Consider the following 20,281-nt stretch of genomic DNA (forward strand, 5'->3'; position numbering starts at 1 on the left):
CTATACGGTTTATATTAAGACTCTTTGGGCTTGATTTTTATGATTATCGGTTTTTTTTCCAGTTAATCCTTCGAAATTCCCTAATCTTTCTGTATATTACTGCAAACATTTATTTCAATTTTGGAAATTTATGAGAAAGATACTTATTGCTGTAGCAATCTTATTATCGGGTTGCCAAACGACAAATCAGTCTCTTAACTCTGGGGTGTCAGGAAGCAAGCACGCTGCAAAAAATACCCAGCAGAATAGAAACCAATCGATTTATAATCGATACAGGAATAAAGGAAATCGCTATACTCAAGCGCAGGATGGGGCTCCGATTAAAGGTCGTAAAATGAGCTTTAAAGAGCCTGTGCCGACTAAAGAGCCTCTAAGCCGTTATGGAAACCCTACTGAGTATTATGTTGATGGTAAAACTTATCAGGTGATGACCAATACACACCGATATAAAGCGCGAGGGACGGCTTCATGGTATGGAACCAAGTTTCATAAACAACGTACATCAAGTGGCGAGCCCTATAACATGTATGTTATGTCGGCAGCACATAAGACCTTGCCTTTGCCTACTTATGTACGTGTAAAAAACCTGACTAATGGGAAAATTGCCATTGTCAAAGTAAACGATCGCGGCCCGTTTCATTCTGACCGAATCATCGATCTTTCTTATGCGGCAGCATTAAAGCTGGGAGTGTTCCCTAAAGGTACTGCTCTTGTTGAGATCGAGGCATTGGCTGGTCCTGCGACTGAAGGACGCTATTTTATCCAGGCAGGGGCTTTTGTAACGTCGGCATCGGCAAAGCAATTGAAAACGAAATTAGATCGCCTATCTCGCTCTCCGGTTACTATTGAACACTATAAAAAGCACTATATTGTTCGAGTAGGGCCGTTTAGTAATAAGAATATGGCAGACAATTTAAAACAAAAATTAGCACGTAATGGTGTAAAAGGTTCTTTTTCTGTTTTGATTTAGCAGCGGTATATGGAATAATCAGCATAAATCGATGTAGAACTTGAAAAAAACGTCATCCTGCGATGTTTATTACGAAGAATCTTTTGAGGACGGCACATAAGTAAATTATAAAGCTTATGCTAAATTCAGAAGAGTCCTCGTTGCATTCGGGATGACGTGCTTAAGTGATGTCAAATTAGTTTAACTTTAATAATAAGGTGGTCGGTCAATGCATGAAGGCTCTGTCTTTTACACAATATTTCTAATTTTTGCAGGGGCTGCATTTCTATCGACTCTGGTATTGTATACCAAGCAATCATTATTAGTAGCCTATATCTTGCTTGGCGCCATACTTGGTCCCTGGGGGATTGGGCTTGTACCTGATGTGACTACTGTGCAGCAGGTAGGAGACATCGGGATCGTGTTCCTTTTGTTCCTGTTAGGCTTGCATTTACAACCGCAAAATCTGGTACATATGCTTAAGAAGGTAACTTGGATTGCTTTGGTCAGCTCGCTTCTTTTTGCGGTCCTATCTTATTGTGTTGGCCGTTATTTTGGACTTTCAGTGACTGAATCGTGGATTTTAGGTGGGGCGATGATGTTCTCCAGTACGATTATCGGTTTAAAATTATTGCCTACAACCATTTTGCATCATCAGCATACCGGTGAAGTTATGATCAGTGTACTGTTGATGCAAGACGTCATTGCTATTGTAGTGCTGATTTTGATTAATGGAGCGCAAAAATCCGGCGGACTTTCATGGGAGGACTTATTCTTAGTTGGTCTTGCTTTACCCGCATTATGTCTGTTTGCATTTGCGGTTGAGAAGCATGTTTTAATTAAATTATTAGCTCGCTTTGATAGAACCCAAGAGTATGTCTTTTTACTGTCCATTGGCTGGTGTCTTGGCTTGTCGGTCTTGGCTCAAAAAATAGGCCTTTCTGAAGACATTGGTGCGTTTGTTGCTGGTGTAGCTTTAGCAGCAAGCCCGATCTCTCTTTTTATTGCAGAAAGTTTAAAGCCCTTAAGAGACTTCTTTTTAGTGATGTTTTTCTTTTCTATTGGCGCAACGTTCAACTTTGGTTTTGTAGGACAAGTAATTGTTCCCGCACTTATTCTGTCCGCGCTACTTTTAATTGTTAAACCAGCTTTATTTTACTTGTTATTAGAAAAGTCTGGTGAAAAGAAGCAGGTTTCCAAAGAGGTGGGCCTTCGATTGGGGCAGGCTAGTGAATTCTCTTTGCTTGTTGCAAGTATTGCATTAAGTTCTAAACTTATTTCAGAGTTAGCTTCTAATCTAATTCAGGCAACAACTATTTTAACCTTTATTGCTTCTTCCTACTTGGTTGTGCTGAAATACCCAACCCCTATAGCACTGTCTGATAAAATGCGTAAGGATTAATTATAATGAAATTATTGGTCATATTATTGTGCTTGTTTAGCGAACGTTTTTTGGTTCATACCATTTCTTATCAGCGGTTTTATTGGTTTGGTAATTATTATCAATCAATCAAAAACATTGCGGACAAACATGGGGTTTTTAGTAATCCGTGGGCTTTGCTGGGGTTAATTGTATTACCACTTATTGTTGCAACAGGTTTTATTTATTTGCTGCTCCATGGAGTTTTTTACGGCTTTATGGGAGTGCTCTTAAATATCGCATTATTTTTTTACTGTTTAGGCCCACAGAATGTCTTTTATCCTGTAACCACTTCGGAGACCGAAAATAGCAATGAACTCGCGGGTAATTATCTGTCTATGGTAAACCAACAGTTGTTCTCGGTGATTTTTTGGTACATTGTTGGTGGCCCAATTGTAATGGTGACTTACCGTTTAATTGCGTTGTGTCGAACCATTGCTCCAGTTAGTTTTCAAGCAAATGAAATTGCTGACCTACTTGAATGGATACCAGCGCGTTTGACTGTCCTCTTATTCTTATTGGTTGGAAATTTTCAACGTGGTTTTAAATCGTTTTCTAACTACTTTTTAGCCAAGCCAGATTTCAATAATGAAATGATCCGCGAATGTGGTTTGCAGGCTGCGCGCGCTAATGACTCAGACGAAGTGCCAATGCCTGTAGCTGAAGGGCTGGTAGAGCATGCAATTATTGTTACCTTGGTGCTCATTGCTTTGTTCACATTGATTTCTTGGTTGTAATAACAATCACTGGTGATGCCTGCCTACACCAACCTCCCGCGGCTTGACATCGGAGATCAAGTATCTTGATGTGATACTGGACTCCGCTACCTAATCGCAGAATGTTGGACAGGAATATCATGTTTTAATTAGATGGATCCTTAGTCGATGAATTTTTTAATACGTATTTGTTTTTTTGTGCTATTACTTAGTCTATTTGGCTGTGTATCTAAAGCGGGACTTCGAGGACAGGCTTTAGCTCAATGCAATGCAATATGCACACAGCATTTTGAGTTTTGTAAGCAAAATTGTGTTGATAATTGTCCTACCTGTTCTTGGAATTCGACACGCCAATCTGCAGTAAATTTCTCAAAATATGTGAATGAACGGAAAGTAGAGGGTAAAAAGGTAATGCGTGAGTTGAATTCTTACCGCGATCCACTACAATGCCGCAAAGTTACATGTGATTGCATAGCTGACTTAACAGCATGTAAACAAAGTTGTTCTGGTGTAATCCATAAAAGATTACAAGCGATACCTAATTGTGTTTAATAGTTAAAAAGAATGTCGGGGACATGTTCATGGCAAATGAAACTAATTTAGATTTGGATCCTATTGAAACGCGTGAATGGCTGGATGCCCTACAAGCTGTATTAACCAATGATGGTACTGAGCGTGGAGCTTTTATTTTACAGCAGCTTTTAAATAAAGCTAATACTGAAGGAGTAAAGTTAACAAGCTCAGTTAATACACCGTATCGAAATACGATTAAAACTTATGAAGAAAAACCAATCCCCCCGGATGAGGGGATGGCGAAACGCATTAATGCCCTAATTCGTTGGAATGCCGTTGCAATGGTATTGCGTGCTGGAAAATATGCTGCTGAGCTTGGTGGTCATATTGCGTCTTATGCTTCTTCATCCACACTCTATGAGACTGGCTTCAACCACTTTTTTAAAGGCCCAAACAGTGAAGGTGGTGGCGATTTACTTTACATCCAAGGCCATTCTTCGCCAGGTATTTATGCACGTGCCTTTCTTGAAGGTCGCTTAGATGAAAATCAATTAAGCAATTTTAGACAAGAAGTTGAAGTAAATGGCTTGTCTTCATACCCACATCCTTGGTTAATGCAGGATTTTTGGCAATTCCCAACCGTTTCAATGGGGTTAGGGCCATTACAAGCTATTTATCAAGCACGCTTCCTAAAATATTTGGAACACCGTGGCCTTATTAAAGAAACCGGTAGAAAAGTATGGGCGTTTTTAGGTGATGGTGAAACTGATGAACCAGAATCTTTAGGTGCCTTAAGTATCGCTGCGCGTGAGCAACTGGATAATCTTATTTTTGTGGTGAATTGTAATTTACAACGCCTTGACGGTCCTGTTCGTGGTAATGGCAAAATCATTCAAGAGCTTGAGCGCGTGTTCCGTGGTGCCGGCTGGAATGTAATTAAAGTGATTTGGGGTAGTCGTTGGGATCCTTTATTTGCAGTGGACAAAGATGGTTGGATGCAAAAACGCATGGAAGAATGTGTTGATGGTGAATACCAGGCTTATAAAGCAAATAATGGTGCTTACGTAAGACAACATTTTTTTAATCAATATCCTGAGTTAAAGAAAATGGTTGAGCACTATTCTGATGATGACATTTGGCGCTTAAATCGCGGTGGTCATGACTCACAAAAAGTATACGCTGCATACGCTCAAGCAGTTGCCCATAAAGGAACTCCTACCGTAATTCTTGCAAAAACAATTAAGGGTTATGGCATGGGGGCTGCTGGTGAAGGACAAAACATCACCCATCAGCAAAAGAAAATGACTGCAGATCAGTTAAAAATATTTAGAGACAGATTTAATATTCCGATTACTGATGAGCAAATTGCTGACATCCCATTTTACAAGCCAGCAGAAGATAGCCCTGAGATTAAATATCTTAGAAAGCAACGTGAAGCATTAGGTGGTTACTTGCCTTCACGTACAACTAAAGTGGAGCCATTGAAAGCTCCTGAGCTGGCTGATTTTGCATCAGTTACCAAAGGCTTAGGAGAGCGTGAGATTTCTACCACAATGGCTTTTGTACGTATTCTTGGGACTTTATTAAAGAATAAAGAACTGAGCTCACGAATTGTTCCTATTGTTCCTGATGAGTGTAGAACCTTTGGTATGGAAGGATTATTCCGCCAAATCGGTATTTATTCACCAGTTGGTCAGCTTTACACGCCAGTGGATCATGAGCAGGTTATGTTCTATCGTGAAGCTAAAGATGGTCAAATTCTTGAAGAAGGAATTAATGAGGCCGGTGCTTTCTGTTCTTGGATTGCGGCTGCGACTTCATACAGTACCAATCAATTGACGATGATTCCTTTCTATATTTACTACTCTATGTTTGGTTTTCAACGTATTGGTGACTTGGCATGGGCTGCTGGTGACATGCAAGCTCGAGGCTTCTTGTTAGGCGGTACTGCGGGACGAACTACACTTGCGGGCGAAGGCTTGCAACATCAGGATGGCCATAGCCATATCATGGCATCGACGATTCCTAACTGTATTTGCTATGACCCAACTTATGCTTATGAGTTGGCAGTAATTATTCAGCACGGTTTATATCGTATGTATGAAAAAATGGATAACGTGTTTTATTACATCACCGTAATGAATGAAAACTACGTACAACCTGATATGCCAGAAGGAGTTGAAGACGGCATTATTAAAGGAATGTATCTATTACAAGAAAGCAAGAAGAAATCAAAGCAGCATGTTCAATTATTGGGATGTGGAACTATTCTTCGTGAAGTAATTAAAGCCGCTGAAATGCTAGAAGCTGATTACTCAATCACTTCAGATATTTGGAGTGTAACCAGCTTTAATGAATTACGCCGAGATGGTTTAGCGGTAGAACGCTACAATGCGATGCACCCAGAACAAAAAGCTCAAGAAAGCTATGTGACTGCGCAATTAAAAGGAAAACAAGGTCCTGTCATTGCAGCAACAGATTACATGCGTCTTTTTGCTGATCAAATTCGTCCATTTGTACCCAATCATTATGTGACTTTAGGTACTGATGGTTATGGACGAAGTGATACTCGCGAACGTCTACGTCATTTCTTTGAAGTTGATGCAAAATACATCGTGTTAGCCGCATTGAATGCTTTAGTTGCTGAAGGCAGCATAGATAAGTCTAAAGTAGTTGATGCAATTAAGCGGTACAACATTAATCCTGATAAGCTGGATCCAGTAACTCATTAAGAGATTCCCAACAAAGGCTAGGGCAATAAGCTCTAGCCTTTATCCAGACTAGATTAGAGGCAGATATGGCAAATGAAATAGAGGTAAAGATCCCTGATATAGGTGGTTCTACGCAGGTTGATGTGATTGAAATTTTGGTTAAAGTTGGTGATAAGATTGAAATTGATACGCCATTGGTTACTTTAGAGTCTGATAAAGCCAGTATGGAGATACCTTCCTCGGTTGCAGGAACCATCACTAGCTTAAAAGTTAAGGTTGGAGACAAGGTTTCTGAAGGCGATGTGATTCTTTTAGCTACAGTAGATAATGATAGCACTGCTCCTAAAGAAGAGACTAAGCCTTGTGAGCCAGCAGCTGAACGTAGTCCTGAGTCAAGTGCTGCTCAAGCAACGTCTACAGCAACTGTAGAAAAGGAAATTGAAGTTAAGATTCCCGACATTGGTGGTGCCAAAGTTGATGTAATTGAAGTGATGGTTCAAGTTGGCGACCAAATTTTAGTTGATATGCCACTGATAACTTTAGAGTCTGATAAAGCCAGTATGGAGATACCGTCTCCAGTGGCCGGGACCATAACGAAGTTAAGTATTAAGGTTGGTGACAAGGTTTCCGAAGGGGAGCTAATTCTTATTGCTAAGACAATGGGGGCTGCGGAGCAAGCTCCAAAAGAAGAAGCTAGGCCGACAGCCGAAGCACCGGCTGTCGCTTCTGCCCCAGTTAGTGCACCTGTAAGTGCTCAGTCAGCCACAACTGAATATAGCTCTGCCTCCGCAGCATTAGTTTCTGCAGGTCCTGCAGTTAGACGATTGGCAAGAGAGCTTGGTGTTAATTTAGCTGATGTAAAAGGAAGTGGACGTAAGGGTCGTATTGGTAAAGAAGATATTCAAGCTTATGTTAAAGCGCGTTTGAGCCAACCGCCTACCTCTGGTTCTGGATCTTTCGGAATTACAGCGGCTCCAATCATTGATTTTACTCAGTTTGGTGAGATTGAAACAAAGCCACTCAATAAAATTAAAAAACTTACTGGGGTGAATGTTCATCGCTCATGGATCACTATCCCACATGTGACTCAGTTTGATTCGGCAGATATTACTGATGTTGAAGCCTTTAGAAAAGAAGAAGCTGAACGTTCTAAAGATAAAGGCTATAAACTTACTTTATTGGCTTTTGTCTGTGCCGTAGTGAGCAAAGCATTACGTACTTTCCCACAATTTAATGCATCTTTGGATGCCAGTGGTGCTAACTTAATTTATAAAAAATATTGCAATATTGGTATTGCAGTGGAAACGCCAAATGGTTTGGTTGTTCCTGTGATTAAGAATGTTGATAAATTAAGTATTGCCGAGATTGCTACTGAAATGGGACGTTTAAGTGCTAAAGCTCGTGATAAGGGATTAATGCCTGCGGATATGTCTGGTGGTTGCTTCACGATTTCTAGTCTCGGTGGTATCGGCGGTACTTCATTTACGCCGATAGTGAATAGCCCAGAAGTTGCGATTTTAGGCTTGTCTCGTTCAGAGATAAAACCTGTCTATGAGAATGGGGCGTTTCAACCAAGACTGATTTTGCCTTTATCGTTATCGTATGATCATCGCGTTATCGATGGTGCTGAAGCTGCACGTTTCACGCGTTTTATTTGTGATAGCTTAAGTGATATCCGACGAATTTTGCTTTAATAACTGATTAATAAATAAAGAGGTTTTGCAATGGCTAGTAAAATAAAGACTGATGTTGTCGTATTAGGAAGTGGGCCTGGGGGATATACTGCTGCATTTAGAGCAGCTGATTTAGGAAAAAAAGTTGTTTTAGTTGAGCGTTATGATTCATTAGGCGGTGTTTGCTTAAACGTAGGTTGTATTCCATCTAAAGCCTTATTACACATTGCTAAAGTTGTTGAAGAAGCTCATGAGATGGAAGATCAAGGTGTGAGCTTTGGCAAACCAACCATGGATAATAAAAAAATGGTTGCTTGGAAAAACTCAGTTGTTAGTAAATTGACTGGAGGCTTAAAAGCGTTAGCCAAACAACGTAAAGTTGAAGTAGTTACTGGCGTAGGTAAGTTTTCTGGCACACATCAAGTTACTGTTGATACTAAAGACGGTCCTGTAGACGTTGAATTTGAAAATGCAATTATTGCTGTAGGTTCTGAATCAGTTAACTTACCATTCATTCCAGAGGACAAACGTATATTTAGCTCAACTGGCGCTCTGGAGCTTGCTGATATTAACGGTAGTTTATTAGTTCTAGGTGGTGGAATCATTGGTCTGGAAATGGCAACTGTTTATTCTGCTTTAGGAGTAGACGTAACCGTTGTGGAATTTATGGATCAATTAATTCCTGGTGCTGATGCTGATTTAGTCAATGTATTACAAAAGCGTATGACTAAAAAAGGCGTAAAATTCTTGTTAAAGACCAAAGTGACTGCTGTTGAAGCGAAGGACGATGGCATTTACGTTTCTATGGAAGGCGAACACAAGACTGATAAGCCACTTTGCTTCCAGCAAGTTCTTGTTTCTGTAGGTAGAAAGCCTAACGGTGGCGTGATTGATGCTGAGAAAGCTGGCGTTAATGTTGATGAGCGTGGATTTATTAAAGTAGACAAACAACAACGTACCAATGTACCTCATATTTTTGCCATTGGGGATGTTGTAGGCCAGCCAATGTTAGCACATAAAGCAATCCCAGAAGGTAAAGTGGCTGCTGAAGTGATTGCAGACAAGAAACATTTCTTTGATCCTAATTGTATTGCCAGTGTTGCTTATACTGATCCTGAATTGGCTTGGGCGGGTTTAACTGAAAAAGAAGCCAAAGAGAAGGGCATTCGTTACGAAAAAGCAACGTTCCCTTGGGTTGCTAGTGGCCGTGCATTAAGTATGGGGCGTGAAGAAGGGATGACTAAATTGTTGTTCTGCCCAGACACGAACCGTATCCTTGGTTCTGGTATTGTTGGCGTTAACGCCGGTGATTTAATTGCTGAAACTGCATTAGCAATCGAAATGTGCTGTGATGTCGAAGATATCGCATTAACGATTCATCCTCACCCCACATTATCAGAAACAATTGCTCAGGCTGCTGAAGCATTTGAAGGAACGATTACTGATCTTTATTTGCCAAAGAAAAAGAAAGATTAAAATGTAATCCGTAGCCCGTATTACGACTTCATCTAATACGGGCTATATTCTTTAGGAGCACAATGAATGATGTGGAATATCCGCTGTATGCACGAATCTGATATAGATAACGTTTATGCAATTGAAACCACGGTTCATATTGCCCCTTGGAGTCGTACCATTTTAAGAGACTGTGTGCTGGTAGGGTATGACTGTCTCGCACTTGAAACCAGAATAAATGACGATTGGGTACTTGGTGGCTACATGATTTGTAGGCGCAGGGACCATGTTTGTCATATCTTAAATTTTTGCATTGCCAAACATTTACAGTCACAAGGTTATGGACGTAAGTTTTTAGGGCACGTGCTTGATTTGTTAAGTAAGACCAAAGATACGCACTCAGTTATGCTGGAAGTTCGGCCAAGTAATGCATCTGCGCTGCATCTTTATAAAAGCCTGGGATTTAATGAAGCAGAAATTAAGAAAGATTACTATAAAGATAATGACAAAGTAGAGGATGCCATTCTTTTAATGAAATTTTTACAGATTTAGGAAATCTTGTGTACTCGCCACTTCATCTCGAACGCAGCGAGAGGATAAGGACCTCTCATTCAGGCATTCTTCGTGGTAGACTCTCAAGAGGAACTGCGTAATGTAAAAAGCAAAAAAATTTAAGTAAAAGTAGCCTGTCAAGACTGTTTTTTCATTATTTCTTTGTTATCATACCCCCCACAGACTTCCAGTCTGTCCACTCATTCCCTTGTGGATAACTTTTCTGAAAAATCCTTAATACACCCGACCTATATCCTTATATTGACATGAAAAATCCTTTTAAGACCAAGGCCTACTCTATGTTTCTATGCTTTTCTTGGTAAAATCGGTTATCCACAAAATCTGTGGATAACCTTGTGTATAGATCTGTGAGTTATTTGAAAACCAATCATTTACAATGATGTGCTAATTTTAACCACCACTGCGATAAAGTTATAATTATTGATAACTCTATATCGAGAAGGCTCTATCCTAATTTAGGATGATGCGATGTCTTTTATAAAGATTACGGTATGTGAGAAACTGGATTAAGTATGGATGAGTTCGAAAAACAGTATGCTTTCGATAAAAAAGAACACGCCGTTTCTGTGACTGTTGGAGGGATGTTTAAAGTTGTTAGTAACGATGCGAAAGGGGATGTGGAATTTCTAATAGTGCGCTTAGTCCACGTTGAGAAATTTCGTTATGAAATAAAATGAGTTTACTGTGTCTAGATTTTTTTAGGTGGTTGTTGGCTACGCTGTTAAGTCTAGCCAACGGTTTGTGACAAGTTGATGGAAATGCCCCTTAAATACAAAAAAATTAATTATAAATACCAAGTCAAGACTGTTTTTTATTTTTTTCTTTGTTATCATGTGCAGCCTGGCGTCCCATCATTCCCACCACAGCCTGTGAATAACTTTTTCAGCTACCGCTCCAACTTTTCTGAATTAATACGTTCGATTTCTTGAGTACCCCCTTTGGTAATGCGGTTTTTATATTCTATCCTAGGGTTAAACTATTTATTTTTTATCCACAAAATCTGTGGATAACCTTGTGTATAGTGTTGTGAATTACTTGATTAATCAGTCTGCTTTTGGCTTGTGTCAAAATTCATCACTTATCTTTTTAAGATAAATTGGATGAGGACAAATGACATTTAATTATTCATAATGAATTAGTGATCGCCAAATTATCATGACAAATAGGAAGGGGATATGATACCCTTACAACTTGTATTTCCTTGATTAAAAAACATATTTGTTGAGAAGAAATTCATGAGAAGAACTCGTTCAAAACCCAACCCCACGCCACAAACCGCTCAAATCGTTAATTTAAGCCATGATGGAAAAGGGATAGCTCGTATTAATGGGAAAGCTACATTTATTCAAGGTGCATTGCCTGGTGAAACGGTAGAATTTCAATATACCCGTATAAAAAAAGATTTTGATGAAGGGAAATTATTATCAGTGATTGAGCCTTCTGCTTTGCGTGTTGAACCTAAATGCCCACATTATGCGATGTGTGGTGGTTGCTCATTACAGCACTTAAGCGAAAAAGAGCAGATTCATTTTAAGCAAGAGCAATTGATTGATTTATTAGCGCGTTATGGCCATACCCAAGCGCAAACTATATTGCCGCCCTTAGTTGCCAACCATTGGAATTATCGAAATAAGGCTCGTTTAAGTGTGCGCTATGTCGATAAGAAGGAATCTTCAATGGTAGGATTTAGAGAGCGAAATAATCCACGTTATATTGCTGAAATTACCCAGTGTCCTGTTTTAAATGATCGAGTGGACCAAGATATTATCCCCTTAAGAAATTTAATTAATTCTATGGAAGATAAATACTGTATTGCGCAAATCGAGGTAGCAGCGGGGGATGAGGAGATTGGCCTTATCTTTCGTAATTTATCAGCATTAACTGAGGCTGATGAATTACGGCTTCAGCAATTCGCAGAAGATTATCAGTATAAGATTTTCTTACAGCCAGCAGGTCCAGATAGTGTTTATTGTTTTTATCCACCTAACTCAAGTGACTATTTGACCTATAGTTTGCCTGATTATCAAATAACCTATTCATTTCATCCTACTGACTTTACGCAAGTGAACTCTGATTTAAATCGCTCAATGGTTGTGCTTGCGCTGGAGTTAATGGACTTAAAAAGTACAGATATCGTGCTAGACTTATTTTGTGGTTTAGGCAATTTTTCGCTTCCTATGGCTAAATCTTGTGCCAAGGTATTGGGTGTTGAAGGCAGTGAGGCAATGGTTGAACGAGCCTATATGAATGCCAAATTAAATCAGCTGAGTAATGTCGATTTTTATGCCGCTAATTTAGATGATGTTCAAGAGGTGCAAAAATTAGTACAACAAACATGCAATAAGATTTTAATTGATCCCCCACGTTCTGGGGCATTGGAAATTGTGAAGCAAATTGATGCCTTAAATCCCGAACGTATTGTCTATGTGTCGTGTAATCCCGTAACATTGGCAAGAGATACTGATATTTTAGTAAATCAAAAAGGTTATGTTTTGATTAAAGCGGGTGTGATGGATATGTTTCCTCATACTGCTCATGTCGAGTCAATTGCGTTGTTTGAAAAAGGATAATACTCATGGTTAGAGTCAAAGATACTGTTCCCCTGGCTGCGGATGGCAGCATTGATGTTAATTTATGGTTACATCAACTTGGTGCAAAAGGTTATTTGGACAGTATTGAACTCATCCGAAGTGCTTGTGCTTTAAGCCAATTGTCAGGGCAGGACCATGCTACAGAAACGGGGCATTCCTGCTTGCAGCAAGGATTGGAAATGGCGGATCTGCTTGCGGATCTTGAAGTCGATCCGGAAACATTGGCCGCAGCAATTATTTTCGAAAATGTTCACTATGCTGATTTATCACTTGATGATGTTGAGGAGCAGTTGGGTCCCAACATTGCTAAGCTTGTGAAGGGCATTGAGCGCATGAGCGCGATGCATAGCTTTCAAGCCTTGAATAAATACCCACAAAATAAACATCAGATTGATAACATCCGTAAAATGTTATTGGCTATGGTCGATGACGTACGGGTTGTTTTGATCAAATTGGCTGAACGTTTATGTATTCTTAGAGCCAGTACTCATTTACCCGAAGCTTTGTGCATCCAATTAGCTACTGAAGCGATGGAAATTTATGCTCCTTTAGCAAACCGTTTGGGAATAGGGGCCATAAAATGGGAAATGGAAGATTTGGCATTTCGCCATTTGCATCCAGCTGATTACAAGGCCATTGCCAAAGGATTAAAAGCGAAGCGTCTGGAACGCGATAGTTTTGTTAATGACATTGTCGCGCAATTAAATGAACAGATTAAAAACAGCGGAGTTGAACATTTTGCAGTGTATGGTCGCTCCAAGCATATTCATAGTATTTATAAAAAGATGGCGCGTAAGAATGTAGCACTGGATGAAATATATGATGCTACAGCGGTGCGTGTTCTGGTGGAAACAGACCATCAATGCTATGAAGTATTGGGGATGGTGCATACCTTATGGAAACAGATTCCTGCTGAGTTTGATGATTATATTATTAATCCTAAAGAGAATGGATATCAGTCATTACACACCGCGGTAGAAAGCCCTGAAGGGCGAGTATTTGAAGTACAAATTCGAACCTTCCATATGCATGATTTGGCCGAGATGGGTGTGGCTGCTCATTGGAAATATAAAGAAGGTGGCGCTACTCATAAAGAGAGCCATGAACGCAAGATTGAATGGCTGCGTGATGTATTAGCATGGCATCGAGAAATGGCCAGCAATAAAGGGGTTCCTGAAAGCACGACCACCGAATTTTTGGAAGACCGAGTTTATGTATTTACACCAGATGGTGATGTTTTAGATTTACCACAAGGTGTTACTCCTTTGGATTTTGCTTATCATGTACACAGTGATTTAGGACATCGTTGCCGAGGAGCCCGTATTAATGGGCATATCGTGCCGCTTACTTATCAATTACAAACAGGTGATAAGGTCGAGGTTTTAACGGGTAAGCAAATTAAGCCTTCACGCGACTGGATCAACCCACACTTAAATTATTTAAAAACTTCTCGAGCGAAGGCCAAAGTATTGCATTGGTTTAAGATGCAAGATTATGAGCGTAATCTGCAAGAGGGCCGAGAGTTATTAGACAAAGAATTGAAGTCCTTAGGGATCAAATCAGAGAAACTTAATGAAGTTGTTAATGTACTTCATTTCAAAAAGCTGGATGATCTTTATGCTAATTTAGGACGAGGGGATATCAAACTTGGGCAGATTATTAATAAGCTCGCCCCTCCGCAAACGTCTGAAGTAAATCTTGAGAAATTTATCAGAACGCAAGTAAAGCCAGAGGTAACTGGAAGTGATCTGCGTATTGAAGGCGTAGGCAATTTACTGACCTTTATGGCGCGTTGCTGCCAGCCTGTGCCTGGAGACACCGTGATTGGTTACATCACTATTGGACGTGGGGTGTCAGTGCATCGTCAGGATTGTCCTAACATTATTCATGCGAATGAACGACAAAAACAACGCTTTTTACAGGTAACCTGGGGAAGTGCTACTCGTGAAAATTATGTCGTGGACATTTTGATTAAGGCATTTAATCGTTCCGAGTTATTGAAGGATGTGACCTCATTACTGGCGAATGAAAAAGCACATGTTTATGCCTTGCAAACGCAAAGCAATAAGAATGAAAACATGACGTTTATTACCTTAACTGTTGACATTGATGGCTTAAGTAGTTTGTCACGGCTTTTAGCGAAGTTGATGCAAATTCCTAATGTTCTGGAAGCAAGAAGGCAAGTGTAGTTACACTTCCGCGTCCATGAAAGTGATTACGCTATTGGGCTTGGCGCACTAGAAGGTGCACTCTGATGATGCTAAATTATTTGAATTTAAATACTCATAATAATTTAGCATTTATCTCAAGCCAACTCCGTAGTTCCTCGTTGGTTTTGTCATGCACTGAAAGTATCTGTTTATAAAGAGACTCAAATAATGCTCGGTGTCCTGCTTTATAACACTGTTCATAATATTGACAGGCAAAGCACATTTGTTGGATACCGAGATAAATTACGCCTCCTTTTATTTTGTGAGCGATTTCTCCTATTTTTTTCCAATCCTGATTTAAACGTGTTTTCGGAAGATTACATCAATATTATGAAGTAAGTTTTCTGTGCAATGAAACCTGGTTGTGAGCAACCAGGTGCTATTTAAAAATAAATCCTGCGACAACGGCTCTTTGCTCACCTAATAAGACATTATACGTTCTGGATGCGGCCCCAATTGACATGCATTCAATCCCAACTCTATGCTGTGATAGGGCGCTGATAATGGACATCGGTGGGAATTTTCCGGTGTGTTCATGGCCGATAATAATGACTTCTGGATTAAATTGAAGTAATTGTTGTAAATACCGATCATCAATAGCTTGAATATCATGAATTGCCAGATCGGAGATGACTTTTTCTTTAGAAACAATTAGACTTCGCTCATAAGTAATCGAATTAATTTGAACTTGATTTTCACTGTAAGCCTGCACTGCATTTTTTTCTGCTGCTTCTAAATTAATATTCATGGTTTTCGATGATTCATTGAGTTATAGTGGCTGCGAGTATACTACAGAGGTCGATATTATGAGTCAATTTCCCCGCATTAAACGTTTACCACCTTATGTTTTTAATACGATGACCCAATTAAAAATGGAAGCACGAGCGCGCGGCGAGGATATTATTGATTTTGGTATGGGGAATCCCGATCAACCGACACCACCTCATATCGTGAACAAACTGATTGAAGTGGTGCAAAGACCAGATACGCATCGTTATTCTATGTCCAAAGGAATACCTCGATTAAGACGTGCAATGGCATCTTGGTATCATCGTAATTATGATGTTCATTTAGATAGTGAAACTCAAATTTTAGCAACCATTGGTTCTAAAGAAGGCCTGGCACATTTAGCTTTGGCGATTAGTGGCCCAGGTGACACCGTATTAGTTCCAGATCCTGCTTATCCAATTCATACCTATGGATTCATCATTGCTGGTGCCAACGTAAAACAAATTCCATTAATTGATGAAATGCAGTTTTTAGAGTTAGTTGAAGAGACGATTAATAGCAGTTGGCCAAAACCTAAAGCGCTGGTAATCAATTTTCCAGCAAATCCGAGCACTCATTGTGTTGATTACTCATTTTTTGAGAAAGTCATTGAATTAGGTAAAAAGCATGGTATTTGGATTATTCATGATATTGCTTATGCTGATATCGTATTTGATGGATATAAAGCACCCTCAATCTTACAAGTACCAGGAGCAACAGACATTGCTATAGAAACCTATTCAATGTCTAAGTCATACAATATGCCAGGTTGGCGTGTTGGTTTTGCCTGTGGTAATACCGAGTTAGTCGCTGCATTAACGCGCATTAAATCCTATTTAGATTATGGAACTTTTACTCCAATCCAAGTGGCTGCAATTGCTGCTTTAGAAGGTTCTGACGATTGTGTTGAGGAAATTAGATCCCTTTATGAACAACGTCGTGATGTGCTTTGTGACGGATTAAATGCAATCGGTTGGGAAGTCACTAAACCCAAAGCAACGATGTTTGTCTGGGCACCGATTCCTGCTCATTATGCATCTATGGGCTCATTGGAGTTTAGCAAATACTTGCTAAAAGAAGCGCAAGTTGCTGTATCACCAGGTATTGGTTTTGGTCAGCAAGGAGATGGTTTCGTTCGTTTTGGATTGATTGAAAATAAAGACCGCACACGCCAAGCTTTAAGGAATTTAAAAGCGATGTTTCGCCGAGATGGATTAATCAGCGCCTAACATTTTAGTAAGAGACATTACATGTACCTTGTTATTAATTCTGAGTGCAGTTCTATTCCTGAAGGAGTAAAACCCTTAAGCTCAGAAGGAACTGCTTTACTTAATTTATTATGTTGTCTTGGATACGATCCAGCCGATCCACCTTTGGGTGACTTGTTACGAAAAATTCATCAACTTGATGGAGATTGGCTAATTATTAGCCCAGTTTACTGGCAAGCCAGCCATAATGATGCATTGATTTTAGCTGCCGGAAAGGACTTAGAACTCAACGAGTCTGAAACTAAACCTTGGTTTGAACTCTTTGCCAACTACTTTTCTGAAGAAGGGATTGCGTTGCATTATCATGATGCGGAAACCTGGCTTCTCCAAGACCATAAACAGCGCATCCTCAAAGCCAAACCAGTTTATCAATTAGTGAATAAATCATTAATGCCTGAGCTGGCGCAATTGGACGAAAACTTATTTTGGCAGCGCTTTGTTACGGAGTCACAAATGCTTTTTGCATCAAAGCCTAATTCGTCCACTGCTAATGGATTATGGCCTTGGGGCAATGCAAAACTTACTCAACCTAAAACAACGGCAATTTGTGCTGATGCTGCTTTTTTTCCTTTAGCAAAGCAATGTAGCACCACCGTTACTTTATACAGTCCTGAAGTAAACCTCAAAGAGCATGAGATAGTATTAGTTAGTGAATATTCCATGCTTAGTCAGCCACATCAAGATGAATTAACCAAACGACCGGTTCAATGGTATTGGAATAATACCGCCTACAGCAGTCATTGTGACAACTGGTTTACTCGCCTATGGAGAAAATTGATTCATGCTAATTAAGCGTCGTGCTCAACCGGAGCATCCTTTAAATTTACCGAATACACCTGAGGTGTTAAAAAGAATCTATGCCACGCGAGGGATTACTGATATCGCTCAGTTGGATAAACAATTACAAACCTTGTTGCCTTTTAATTTATTAAAAGGGATTGATGTCGCATGCTTACGCCTGGAAAAGGCTTTGCGTGAGCAACAGCGCATTCTGATTATTGGGGATTTTGATGCGGATGGAGCTACATCAACTGCTGTTGCGATTACTGCACTGCGCGCGATGGGAGCCAGATTCATTGATTATTTAGTTCCCAATCGCTTTGAATTTGGTTATGGACTCACGCCACAAATTGTGGAGGTTGCGAGTAATTGGCGCCCGAGCTTAATTATTACGGTAGACAATGGGATAGCTAGTTTTGATGGGGTGGAAAGAGCGAATCAATTGGGAATTGATGTCTTAGTTACCGATCATCACTTGCCAGCAGATAAGACTCCTGAGGCTTGTGCTATTGTTAATCCCAACCAAAAAGACTGTGCCTTTCCCAGTAAGTCGATTGCAGGAGTGGGGGTAATTTTTTACGTTATGCTTGCTTTACGTCGACATTTGGTGAATGTGGGTTGGTTTGCAGAAATGCAAATTGCTGAGCCGAACATGGCGAGTTTTCTTGATTTGGTTGCTTTAGGTACTGTTGCTGACGTGGTCGGTTTGGATCAAAACAATCGAATTATGGTGAATCAAGGAATGGCCCGTATTCGTCAGGGAAATTGCCGAGATGGAATTAAAGCCCTGATTGAAGTTGCTGGACGTGAATGTTCTCGATTAAGGGAATCTGATTTAGGGTTTGCTATTGCGCCTCGCTTAAATGCGGCGGGAAGACTTGATGATATGGCATTGGGAATTGAGTGTTTGATTTCCTCAGATTTTCAGCAAGCCAGAAATTACAGTCAGCAGCTGGATGAATTAAACCAAGAACGCAAGCAAATCGAAATGGATATGAAAGAGCAAGCCATGTTGGCCTTGGACAAACTGTCGGCGAGCAATGATTATAAAGGCAATCATTTGCCTATTGCTTTATGTCTTTTTGATAAAACCTGGCACCAAGGAGTTATTGGTATTTTGGCTGGACGTATGAAAGAGCGCTATCATCGGCCGGTTATTGCCTTTGCGGAGGTGGGGGATGATGAGCTAAAAGGTTCCGCTCGTTCAGTGCCTGATTTGAATATTCGTGATGTCTTAGCCGCTATTGATCGCGACCATCCCGGTGTGATCATTAAATTTGGTGGCCATGCAATGGCCGCTGGTTTAAGTATTCATCCGCACGCGTTGAAAGCTTTTCGTGACGCATTGGTTGTTGAAGTAGGTAAGCATCTTGATTTATCTCAGTGTGAAGGTGAGTTGCTCACGGATGGTCCGTTAGCGCCGAATGAAATGACTTTGGAAACAGCACAATTGATCCAACAGGCAGGACCTTGGGGACAGCAATTTTCTGAGCCTGTCTTTGATAATATTTTTGAGGTTTTGGATCAACGACTTGTTGGAAAGAATCATTTAAAAATGACCTTGGTTTCTAATCAGGGCGGGCAACAGGTTGATGCAATTGCCTTTAATGTGGATTTAAACGCATGGCCAAATCACCGCGCAAAGTTTGTTCATATGGCTTATAAATTAGATATTAATTTTTATCAAGGTAGATCGCGTTTACAGTTGATGGTTCAGGCGATGAATGTGGCTAATCAATAAGGTGGGGTGAACGCGTGTTAATTCAGGCTTCCCACGATTAACGTGATAGAGCACTCGAATTGCTATTTTTACCCAACGAGAAGTTGAAAAATATTTTTAGCATATATCTATGCCTAATACCTTAAGATTTATTATGAATCTTCCATCCAGTTTCAAACAGTCAATTTGAATACTACGCTGGTTACTATTAAATGCCAACTCTGTGGGAGGGATGGTTCATTACATTGGAGTCCTTTGCTTCATGTTTTTCTCCAGTTAAGTATCTTATCGCTTAACTGGAGCGTTCAGATCTATTGAACCACATCACTATCTGAGTGGTTGGGTTAGAGGCAGGGGTTAATGAGATCAAAGAATTTTGCGCAACCTTTTACTTCATTTGCATCATAAATATTTGAAGTGTTAGGCACTATACTCTTCCACCCAAGTTTATCGTTTTGAACCAGCTCATCCAGTAAAAATGAAGCTAATGAATGGCGATGGTAACGAGTTGATGGGGTTGTTAAAAAATCATTAATCCTATTTGCAGCATCCGTAAAAGAGGTGTCATTGTGGATTGCGGCATTTAATTCCTTTGCTCTATTTTGTCCTGTTGTCCCATGACGTAACCAACTAAAAAAACCATTAGGGCCACGAAGGGTTTCTCCCTGATACCATCGTTGGTAGTTATCTACTGCTCGTTTTAATGCCTCTTGGGTTAATTTTAGTTTTTGCAAATCCGTAGTTTCCTTGGTTGCAACAGAGAGGGTATCTACTTTAATGCTTGGTTGGATAACTATTTCAGTAATTAGTGGTTCCGGTATTAAACTTTCTTCGTATAATGCCTTGGCAGTAGTATATGTTAGCAGTGGTATAAAAGCGCGGATAAATGGCGCAGGTTACCCCCAATCCTTCAAGCCCCATCCTTGGGTGATAA

Annotated in this window: 16 protein-coding genes and 1 pseudogene; 14 read left to right on the top strand and 3 right to left on the bottom strand. The window is 40.0% G+C overall.

What is annotated here, in order from left to right; all coding sequences use genetic code 11:
• The first annotated feature begins 130 nt into the window (after positions 1-130).
• The 11 genes from ACQY7T_RS05525 to relA all read left to right on the top strand — a co-directional run bounded on the left by ACQY7T_RS05525 (position 131) and on the right by relA (position 14,790).
• Entirely contained in the window at positions 131-970 is an 840-nt protein-coding gene (locus ACQY7T_RS05525) for a septal ring lytic transglycosylase RlpA family protein (RefSeq protein ID WP_428411834.1), read from the top strand.
• 208 nt (positions 971-1,178) lie between these two features.
• The gene (locus tag ACQY7T_RS05530; protein ID WP_428411836.1) at positions 1,179-2,351 is read left to right on the top strand and encodes a cation:proton antiporter; all 1,173 of its coding nucleotides are present in this window, start codon (positions 1,179-1,181) and stop codon (positions 2,349-2,351) included.
• A 5-nt stretch (positions 2,352-2,356) separates the two neighbouring features.
• A complete protein-coding gene (ampE, locus tag ACQY7T_RS05535) occupies positions 2,357-3,106 on the top strand; it encodes a regulatory signaling modulator protein AmpE (RefSeq protein WP_428411838.1) in 750 nt (249 codons plus the stop codon).
• Positions 3,107-3,253: 147 nt separating this feature from the next.
• Entirely contained in the window at positions 3,254-3,637 is a 384-nt protein-coding gene (locus ACQY7T_RS05540) for an acyltransferase (RefSeq protein ID WP_428411840.1), read from the top strand.
• Positions 3,638-3,666: 29 nt separating this feature from the next.
• Positions 3,667-6,330 carry a pyruvate dehydrogenase (acetyl-transferring), homodimeric type gene (gene aceE / locus ACQY7T_RS05545; RefSeq protein WP_428411842.1) on the top strand — a complete coding sequence of 888 codons (2,664 nt, stop codon included), beginning with the start codon at positions 3,667-3,669 and terminating at the stop codon, positions 6,328-6,330.
• 65 nt (positions 6,331-6,395) lie between these two features.
• Complete coding sequence (aceF, locus tag ACQY7T_RS05550; RefSeq protein WP_428411844.1) at positions 6,396-8,003, top strand: dihydrolipoyllysine-residue acetyltransferase; 1,608 nt, start codon at positions 6,396-6,398, stop codon at positions 8,001-8,003.
• A gap of 30 nt (positions 8,004-8,033) precedes the next feature.
• Entirely contained in the window at positions 8,034-9,458 is a 1,425-nt protein-coding gene (gene lpdA, locus ACQY7T_RS05555; RefSeq protein WP_428411846.1) for a dihydrolipoyl dehydrogenase, read from the top strand.
• A gap of 66 nt (positions 9,459-9,524) precedes the next feature.
• Positions 9,525-9,989: a ribosomal protein S18-alanine N-acetyltransferase gene (gene rimI / locus ACQY7T_RS05560; RefSeq protein ID WP_428411848.1), complete on the top strand. Its 465-nt coding sequence runs from the start codon at positions 9,525-9,527 to the stop codon at positions 9,987-9,989.
• 533 nt (positions 9,990-10,522) lie between these two features.
• Entirely contained in the window at positions 10,523-10,687 is a 165-nt protein-coding gene (locus ACQY7T_RS05565) for a hypothetical protein (RefSeq protein WP_428411850.1), read from the top strand.
• 558 nt (positions 10,688-11,245) lie between these two features.
• Complete coding sequence (rlmD, locus tag ACQY7T_RS05570) at positions 11,246-12,580, top strand: 23S rRNA (uracil(1939)-C(5))-methyltransferase RlmD (RefSeq protein ID WP_428411852.1); 1,335 nt, start codon at positions 11,246-11,248, stop codon at positions 12,578-12,580.
• A 5-nt stretch (positions 12,581-12,585) separates the two neighbouring features.
• Positions 12,586-14,790: a GTP diphosphokinase gene (gene relA, locus ACQY7T_RS05575; protein WP_428411854.1), complete on the top strand. Its 2,205-nt coding sequence runs from the start codon at positions 12,586-12,588 to the stop codon at positions 14,788-14,790.
• A gap of 94 nt (positions 14,791-14,884) precedes the next feature.
• On the opposite strand, the pseudogene ACQY7T_RS05580 reads toward relA, so the two are convergent.
• A pseudogene (locus tag ACQY7T_RS05580) lies at positions 14,885-15,094 on the bottom strand (Hpt domain-containing protein); the annotation flags it as partial.
• Positions 15,095-15,190: 96 nt separating this feature from the next.
• Positions 15,191-15,559 carry an Mth938-like domain-containing protein gene (locus tag ACQY7T_RS05585; protein ID WP_428411856.1) on the bottom strand — a complete coding sequence of 123 codons (369 nt, stop codon included), beginning with the start codon at positions 15,557-15,559 and terminating at the stop codon, positions 15,191-15,193.
• A gap of 58 nt (positions 15,560-15,617) precedes the next feature.
• Here ACQY7T_RS05585 and alaC point away from each other — a divergent pair, with 58 nt between their 5' ends.
• The 3 genes from alaC to recJ are packed head-to-tail and all read left to right on the top strand — an operon-like array spanning position 15,618 to position 19,368.
• Positions 15,618-16,808 carry an alanine transaminase gene (alaC, locus tag ACQY7T_RS05590; protein ID WP_428411858.1) on the top strand — a complete coding sequence of 397 codons (1,191 nt, stop codon included), beginning with the start codon at positions 15,618-15,620 and terminating at the stop codon, positions 16,806-16,808.
• Positions 16,809-16,829: 21 nt separating this feature from the next.
• Positions 16,830-17,639 (top strand): hypothetical protein, encoded by an 810-nt coding sequence (locus ACQY7T_RS05595; RefSeq protein ID WP_428411860.1) that lies wholly within the window; start codon positions 16,830-16,832, stop codon positions 17,637-17,639.
• Positions 17,629-19,368 (top strand): single-stranded-DNA-specific exonuclease RecJ, encoded by a 1,740-nt coding sequence (gene recJ / locus ACQY7T_RS05600; RefSeq protein WP_428411862.1) that lies wholly within the window; start codon positions 17,629-17,631, stop codon positions 19,366-19,368. Before ACQY7T_RS05595 ends, recJ begins: the two co-directional genes overlap by 11 nt.
• Positions 19,369-19,691: 323 nt before the next feature.
• Here the strand turns inward: recJ and ACQY7T_RS05605 are convergent, their stop codons facing one another.
• Positions 19,692-20,081, bottom strand: a complete 390-nt coding sequence (locus ACQY7T_RS05605) for a hypothetical protein (protein ID WP_428411864.1) — start codon at positions 20,079-20,081, stop codon at positions 19,692-19,694.
• Positions 20,082-20,281 lie beyond the last annotated feature (200 nt).

This window comes from Legionella sp. (assembly GCF_965140895.1).
GTDB lineage: Bacteria > Pseudomonadota > Gammaproteobacteria > Legionellales > Legionellaceae > Legionella.